The following is a 4,584-nucleotide window of genomic DNA, read 5'->3' on the forward strand; positions in this document are numbered from 1 at the left end:
TTTTCTGCTGACAGCCGTCCGACATACAGCAGAAGCGCTCCGCGGTCGTCGTAACCACCAAGTAAGCGTTGACGTAGTGCGGGGCTACGCAACTCGGGCCGAAACAACTCCGTATCCACGCCCCGCTGCCACAGGGCGGTGTGCTGGATGCCCTTATCGCTGAGCTCTTGCACCATCGCGGTGGAGGTGCAGAGATTTAGGACTGCTTGGTTATGAGCCGCTTTCAGCAGCTCCCACAGCAGGGGTTCGAGCATGCCCATGCCGTAGTACTCGAGATACTTCGGCAGATGTGTGTGGTAGCTGGCGATGAGGGGGATGGATTTGGTCTTGGCGAGCCAGATGCCCCCTAAGCCCAAAACCGCTGGGTTGACCACGTGGATCAGGTCTGGTTGGAAGGCATCGATGGCCTCGGAGACAGCAGGCCGCGGCAAGGCCAGCTTCAACTCTGGGTAGAGCGGCAAGGGCATGGCGGGAACCCCCACCACCTTGGCTCCCATGTAATGACTCGGTGCGCCCTCTGGGCAGAACACCACCACCTCGTCTCCGGCATCCACCAAATGCTTCACCGTTTTGGTGAGCCGGGTCACGATGCCGTCGACTTTGGGGAGGAATGTTTCTGTAAAAAAGGCGATTTTCAAGGGTTCGTCCCGATTAGGAGGCGTTGCCGATGGCTTGGGCCTGCGTCTTGGTCCAGGCTGATGTGCAGAGGATGCGATTCCGGTCGCAGCGATCCGCATAGCGCGTGGCGATTTCCACAACCTCCTTCAACAGGCCGTCATCAAGGGTGGTGGGTTTAAGGCCCAGCTCGATGAAACAGCGGTTGTCCACGATCAGATCGTTTTCAACGGCTTCGTTGCGGGGGTTCGGAAGATTGTTGACCTGAGCACCTGTTAAAGCAGCCACCTTCTTGGCCAATTCGCCCACCTGGTGGCTCTCGGTCATTTGATTGAAGATCTTGACCCGTTCGCCTTTCTCTGGGCGGTTTTCGAGCGCGAGCTGCACACAACGCACCGAGTCACGGATGTGAATGAAGGCGCGGGTTTGACCGCCGGTGCCATGCACGGTGAGTGGATATCCGATCGCTGCTTGCATCAGGAAGCGGTTCAGCACCGTTCCGTAGTCACCGTCGTAATCAAAGCGATTGGTGAGGCGCGGATCACGATCCGTGGCCTCGGTGTTGGTGCCCCAAACAATGCCTTGGTGAAGGTCAGTAATTCGGACCTTGTCGTTCTTGTTGTAGTAGAGGAACAGCAACTGATCGAGCGTCTTGGTCATGTGATAAACGCTGCCAGGACTGGCCGGATGAAGAATTTCCTCTTCAAAACGGCTGCCGTCAGGCTGGGGCACTTCCACCTTCAGGTAGCCCTCAGGAATGGTGGCGCCACGGTGGGAGCCATAGCCATACACACCCATCGTGCCGAGGTGGACCACGTGGATGTCTTGGCCCGATTCCACGATCGCTGCCAGCAGGTTGTGGGTGCCGTTCACGTTGTTGTCAACGGTGTAGCGCTTGGTGGCGCTGCTCTTCATCGAGTAGGGCGCAGCTCGCTGTTCGGCGAAGTGCACGATCGAATCCGGTTTCTCTTCAATGATCAGGTCGAGAAGCCGTTGGTATTCGTGGGCGATGTCCATATGGATGAATCGCATGGGCTTTCCGCCAATGCTTTCCCACACCTTCAGACGTTCTCCGATGCTCACGATCGGCGTCAACGACTCCACTTCAAGGTCGATGTCGATCTTGCGACGGCTGAGGTTGTCCACGATCAAAACATCGTGATCTTGGTCGGCCAAATTCACCGCACAAGGCCAGCCGCAGAAGCCGTCACCACCTAAAACGAGAACTTTCACCCCAAACTCCTGCTGAAGCGAGCAAGCCGCTGATTTCTCGCAAGCTACTACAGGGTTTTCAGCTGACGGCTACGGACAGAGCAATGAGTGAGACAACAAGCACTGCGCCGGTGATGATCAGAAGCCGAGAGCTGTTGCTGAGAGAGGCGCCGTCGCTGATCACTTCCATACGAGGTTCCTTGGCGAAGGCATTGAGGCGACCGCCATCTTCTTCAGTGACCTGCATGGATTGAGCTACAACTGAACGGGACCTTATGGACTGGATCGCTGTTGCGCCCCTGCTCCTTCATGTTCCTTTACGTCCCGAGATGTTTTGTTGCATCGAGGCGGTGAAGGGGTTGATGGGCAGATTGTTCCTTGTTAGCTGTTGATTCGTCCGCTGGTAGGGGAGCTTGGAGAGGCTTCTGGGCGGGTTGGCAATCGGCCAGCCCGCAAGGATTGGCGCCCTGCATGAACGGCGTTGGCCATGGCTTCTGCCATCAGAGGAGGTTGTCCAGAAAGAGCAATGGCGCTGTTGATAAGCACCGCATCCGCGCCCATCTCCATGGCTTGGGCCGCATCACTGGGCACGCCAATCCCCGCATCGACCACCACCGGCACCGTGGCGTTCTCGATGATCAGGCCAATGTTGGCAGCATTGCGCAATCCCTGACCTGATCCGATGGGGGATCCCAGCGGCATCACGGTGGCGCAGCCCACATCTTCTAAGCGCTTGGCCAGCAGTGGGTCGGCATTGATGTAGGGCAGAACTGCGAAGCCCTCCTTCACCAGTATTTCTGCTGCTTCCAATGTTCCAAAGGGGTCGGGCAGCAAATGGCGACTGTCTGGAATGACCTCGAGTTTTACAAAATTGTTGTTGTCCTGACCCGCCAGCTTGGCGAGCTCCCTGCCGAGCCTGGCCACCCGCACGGCCTCTTCCGCGTTGGTGCATCCCGCCGTATTGGGGAGCATCCAGACTTGTGACCAGTCAATCGCTTCCATCAGCCCTGCATGCCCTTCAGCGACGGCCTGAACCCGTCGTACGGCAACTGTGACCATCTCGCAGCCTGAGCGCTGCAGACTGTGCTGCATGGCCTCCAAGCTCGGGTATTTGCCCGTCCCGGTGATCAGTCTGCTGCTGAAAGTACGTCCTCCAATTTGGAGTGCATCGTCTTGAGAGTGGGTCGGATTCATAGTGGTCAGTTGCGGTTTGGTTGGAGAACCGGATCGTGATGGGGTCCAAGCAGGCCGCAACCGCTCTACCCTGCGCAAATCATCTATTGCTTGCATGCCCGTTCCTCCCGTCATGGACGTACCGGTTGAGATTCAGGCACCGTTTGAGTCTTCCCAATCGTTTGATAGTTCACAACTAGCTATACCTCTCGAACTTGAGGGATCTGTTGAGAGTTTTGATCCTGTTGCCCGCGCTGCTGATCTCGCTGCAACCCTGCCACGCCAGTGGTGCGGAAATTACACCTCGTTCACGTCAAATTCCACCGTGGATGTGGAATTGACCTTGACCCGTTTGAGGCCAATGGGCCAGATGGTGGACTTGCGCGGTGAAATGCGCATCGGCTCGATTTCAACGCCTGTTCAGGGCAATCTCAATGCCAAATCGGATCAGCTTGACCTTCTGCCCTTATCTCCTGAGCTCACCGATGACTTGGAAATTGGCGGGAGATTTTTAGGATTACAGGACTTTTCATTGGCTGGATGGGTGGCTCCAAGGCTGACGAATCCCGGTGGGCGTCTTGACCTTTCAGGAAGCTGCGCTGTTTCAGAATCCGCGCCCATCAGGGCCCTTTGGTGAGGCTTGACTCGAATTTTTGACCTTTGAAGCTGCACGTTCCAAGCGTTTTAACCGCTTGCGTGCAGTTTTGTTTTTAGGGTCAATATCGAGTGCTTGGCGATAAAGGGCACAAGCTTTCTCGTTTTCTAATAAGCGCTCTTGCGCAAAAGCAAGATTATTGATTGCTACTGGGTAATTCTCTTTAGCGCGAAGAGCTGATTTGTAGTGGCGTACGGCAGTCGTAAAATCTTTTTCCGCTGCTAACGCGTAGCCCAGGGCATTCTCAATGAGCGCCCGTGCTTCATCGGGCTCGTCGTTGAGCTTTTTGACCGCTTGGCGCAGGGTCACAATCGCCTGCGGGTACAAACGCTTGCGCAATTGAACCGATGCCAGCTCATACAAAGCACCTGCGTCTTTAGAGGACGCGACCTTGTCTTGCTCCATCTTGAGCAAACTTTGTTCGTCGCGACGAACACGTAAAAATTGGCGACCGACAACCACAGCGACGATCGCCAAGAGGCCGATCAGGCCCAACAAATAGGTCTGAGGCAGCAAGGAATTCATGTCAGACCCAAGAAACGTCCCAATGGGGACTGATCATTAACCCTGAGTGGCATTCACAACGTTGGCGAAACTCGCAGGATCGACAACAGCCATTTGGGCCAACATTTTGCGGTTGATCCGCACATCAGCTTTCTTGAGACCACCGATCAAGCGGCTATAGCTCACGCCATTCAACCGTGCAGCAGCGTTGATCCGTGCAATCCAAAGACGGCGGAAATCACGCTTGCGACGACGACGGTCGCGGTAGGCATTACAAAGCGCCTTCATGACGCGTTGGTTTGCGGTACGGAAGAGTGTTCCGTTGCTGCCGCGGAAACCACGGGCTAAGCGGAGAATTTTATTGCGGCGTTTACGGGCAACATTGCCTCTCTTGACGCGAGCCATGAATCAGATTTGGAGAAGTT

The 4,584-nt window shown here is 55.8% G+C and carries 7 protein-coding genes; 1 reads left to right on the plus strand and 6 read right to left on the minus strand.

The window, feature by feature from the left end; all coding sequences use genetic code 11:
- The 4 genes from NCN04_RS08160 to NCN04_RS08175 form a co-directional block, all read right to left on the minus strand.
- A partial coding sequence (locus NCN04_RS08160) for a glycosyltransferase (RefSeq protein ID WP_250395754.1) occupies nt 1-638 on the minus strand: 638 nt, incomplete at its 3' end.
- Nucleotides 639-651: 13 nt separating this feature from the next.
- A complete protein-coding gene (locus tag NCN04_RS08165; RefSeq protein ID WP_048347641.1) occupies nt 652-1,848 on the minus strand; it encodes an NAD-dependent epimerase/dehydratase family protein in 1,197 nt (398 codons plus the stop codon).
- Nucleotides 1,849-1,906: 58 nt separating this feature from the next.
- Nucleotides 1,907-2,074 (minus strand): photosystem II assembly protein Psb34, encoded by a 168-nt coding sequence (gene psb34 / locus NCN04_RS08170; RefSeq protein WP_048347642.1) that lies wholly within the window; start codon nt 2,072-2,074, stop codon nt 1,907-1,909.
- A gap of 134 nt (nt 2,075-2,208) precedes the next feature.
- Nucleotides 2,209-3,021 carry a thiazole synthase gene (locus NCN04_RS08175; protein ID WP_250395755.1) on the minus strand — a complete coding sequence of 271 codons (813 nt, stop codon included), beginning with the start codon at nt 3,019-3,021 and terminating at the stop codon, nt 2,209-2,211.
- 94 nt (nt 3,022-3,115) lie between these two features.
- On the opposite strand from NCN04_RS08175, the gene NCN04_RS08180 reads away from it, so the two are divergent.
- The gene (locus tag NCN04_RS08180) at nt 3,116-3,637 is read left to right on the plus strand and encodes a hypothetical protein (protein WP_048348407.1); all 522 of its coding nucleotides are present in this window, start codon (nt 3,116-3,118) and stop codon (nt 3,635-3,637) included.
- Here NCN04_RS08180 and NCN04_RS08185 read toward each other — a convergent pair.
- Together NCN04_RS08185 and rplT are read right to left on the minus strand one after the other, a co-directional pair.
- Entirely contained in the window at nt 3,605-4,180 is a 576-nt protein-coding gene (locus NCN04_RS08185; protein ID WP_048347644.1) for a tetratricopeptide repeat protein, read from the minus strand. The two genes, NCN04_RS08180 and NCN04_RS08185, sit on opposite strands and share 33 nt — an antisense overlap.
- Nucleotides 4,181-4,216: 36 nt before the next feature.
- Entirely contained in the window at nt 4,217-4,564 is a 348-nt protein-coding gene (gene rplT, locus NCN04_RS08190) for a 50S ribosomal protein L20 (RefSeq protein WP_048347645.1), read from the minus strand.
- Between the last annotated feature and the right edge of the window lie 20 nt (nt 4,565-4,584).

The organism is Synechococcus sp. MU1655 (genome assembly GCF_023630655.1).
In the GTDB taxonomy this organism is placed as follows: Bacteria; Cyanobacteriota; Cyanobacteriia; order PCC-6307; family Cyanobiaceae; genus Synechococcus_C.